This window comes from Pedobacter sp. 10L46_2 (assembly GCF_056395165.1).
The window spans coordinates 1-2683 of sequence record NZ_JBFTIZ010000424.1 but is presented as its reverse complement, the minus strand read 5'-3'; the positions used below and the strand labels follow the sequence as shown (position 1 = coordinate 2683).

At 37.0% G+C, this 2683-nt stretch carries 1 protein-coding gene; it reads left to right on the top strand.

The window, feature by feature from the left end; all coding sequences use genetic code 11:
• Positions 1–843 precede the first annotated feature (843 nt).
• Complete coding sequence (locus tag AC1DDX_RS26150) at positions 844–2484, top strand: L,D-transpeptidase family protein (RefSeq protein ID WP_172660335.1); 1641 nt, start codon at positions 844–846, stop codon at positions 2482–2484.
• Positions 2485–2683 lie beyond the last annotated feature (199 nt).

The window sequence follows — 2683 nt, the reverse complement described above, 5'->3', positions numbered from 1 at the left end:
TATATATACTATGTGCATAATCACATCAAATTCTACACTATATATAGTATGTATAACATTAGGTATAATACCCCATCGCCTGACACCTTACATCAAAAAGCCTTACAAACGACAAAATATCGTTCAGAGTCATTGGAAGGTCGTTAAAAAAATACACCTCAACTATTAAAGTGCAAATGAGAAACACCAAAAGCAGACAAGAAAGCAAAAAAAGCCTGTACAAAAGAAAACGGAGTCTCGCTTCTTTCGATTTGAGTACTCCGTTTCCACTTTTTTATCGCCGTAGCCATAAAAAAGCACCAATTCTTCTTTTACTTTACCATTTCGTAGTATTCTTAGTTCTCACGAACTTTGAAACCCGTCTAAGTTATCTCTTTATAAATCATCCCGTAGGCTTCATCATCTGAGATACGTCCGTCCTGACACAGTCTACATACCTTTGCGCTGGGGCTCCGGTAATCTTAAATCTCGTGTTCTCTGTCTCCTTTGAACTTCGAGTTTTTATTTACTGATCATCGAAATTACCAGAATCTTTTTGCCCTTAAGCTAAGTGTTCTTTTTGGAATTTCTTCAGACTGTCAAAGTACTTCGTAATTGATAGATCTAATTTACACACTTAAACCATTGAAAACAAGGAAAATCCGATTTATTTTTCTAACAATTCACTAACAGCTTACCAACAGGTTTTCAACATAGTTATGAACAGCACAAAATCGAAAAGGAACTGTAATACAACAACTTACAAAAACAAAGCACCAAAAAATGTTCATATCCTTAATTTAAGCCCAGCTTTACTTTTCAAATCAATTTGGAATCATGATATTTATTAAATAAAATTAAAGCATGAATTTGTTACGCCCCTTCCCTATTGTAGCCTTTTTGCTTTTTGGTCTGCTATCTTTAAATAGCTGCAACCAATCTGAAAAGAAGGCAACAAAAATCACAAAAGACTCATTAAAAAGACGTTCCATTAAAGACTGGAACAAAACCATCCCTGGAAACTTTAATTCTGAACAGGAGCTTTTTTTTGACACCCTTCAAATTGAGTCATTTATTGCTGCACATCCACTACTCAAAGAATACGCTGCATCAATCCAAAAATTCTACAACAACAGGCACTTTGCTTTTGCATGGTATAACAAAAATGGGTTAATAGAACAGGCAGGCAACCTTACCGATCGGGTTAAAAATCTTAAAGATGAAGGAATCAATAAGGATATCCCATATAGAGCAGCATTGGATTCTATGATCTACGCCAAGCCCAGTAAAAAACCAGATATCAAACTAGAATTGATGCTTACTGCCCAATATTTTGTTTTTGCCAAATTAGCATGGGAAGGTATGGATGCCTCTATTAGCAAATCTTCTGAATGGTTTCTTCCACGTAAAAAGATCGCATACGATGCTTATCTGGATAGTATGATTAAAAGCCCAGCCAAATTTGCAGGTACAACAGTGGCACCCGTTTACAGACAATATGATCTTTTGAAGAACTTCCTTATTAAATATCGCGAGCTTGATCAAAAAGATCCATGGAAACCGATAGTGGCCGATAAAAAATCTTATAAACCTGGAGATTCTTCGGAAGTGATTGCTCAAATAAAAACACGCCTATTCAAGTTGGAGGATTTTAAAGGTGATACTACCGATACTCATTACAATGATGAATTTCTTTTAGCGGTAAAACAGTTTCAGGAAAGAAGTGGCATGACCTCAGATGGTGCCATCGGGCCAGGCACATTAACAGAACTCAATACACCGTTAAAAAAGAGAATCAGACAGCTTTTAGTAAATATGGAGCGTAGCCGATGGTTGCCGGTACAAATTGACTCCAATTACCTTGGTGTAAACATCCCTGAATTTAAACTGCATGTTTACCATGCAGACAGCTTATTATGGAGTGGAAATGTTGTAGTAGGCCAATCTATACACAAAACAGTTATTTTTTCGGGTGACATGAAATATGTAGTATTCAGCCCTTATTGGAATGTCCCTACCAGTATTGTTCGTAATGAAGTTCTGCCCAATATGCGACGCAACAAAAACTACATTAAAAACCATCAGATGGAAATAACGGGTTATAGTGGCGGTTTGCCTGTAGTCAGACAAAAACCCGGACCTAAAAACTCCTTAGGACTTGTAAAGTTTCTGTTCCCAAACAGTTACGACATCTACCTGCACGACACTCCTTCAAAGTCGCTGTTCGGAGAGTCGTCCAGAGCGTTTAGTCATGGTTGTATCCGTGTAGAAGATCCTGCAAAACTTGCAGCATTTCTACTTAAAAACAGCAAGGGCTGGGATGCAGCTAAAATAAAAACGGCTATGAATTCAGGGAAAGAGCAATACGTTACACTAAAAAATAAAGTTCCCGTTTATATAGCCTATTTCACAGCTTTTATTGACCGAAATAACCGGTTAAATTTCCGTAAAGATATTTACAGCAGAGATGAGCCGTTGGCAAGTATGCTACTTAAAGAAGAATAATTTTCATTTTTTCTTAATCCTACTGTAGCGATTTATCAACTAGCCTCGTTTAGTGGTTTGAGAGCGTTAATTTAGATTCAGGGTCGGCTCAATATGAGCCGGCTCTGTTTTTTACCATCAATGCTCTATTGTTAACTATAAACCCTAAACCAATTCTTATGGCCACTAAATCCTTTACTAAAAGCGCTTACTCAAACTC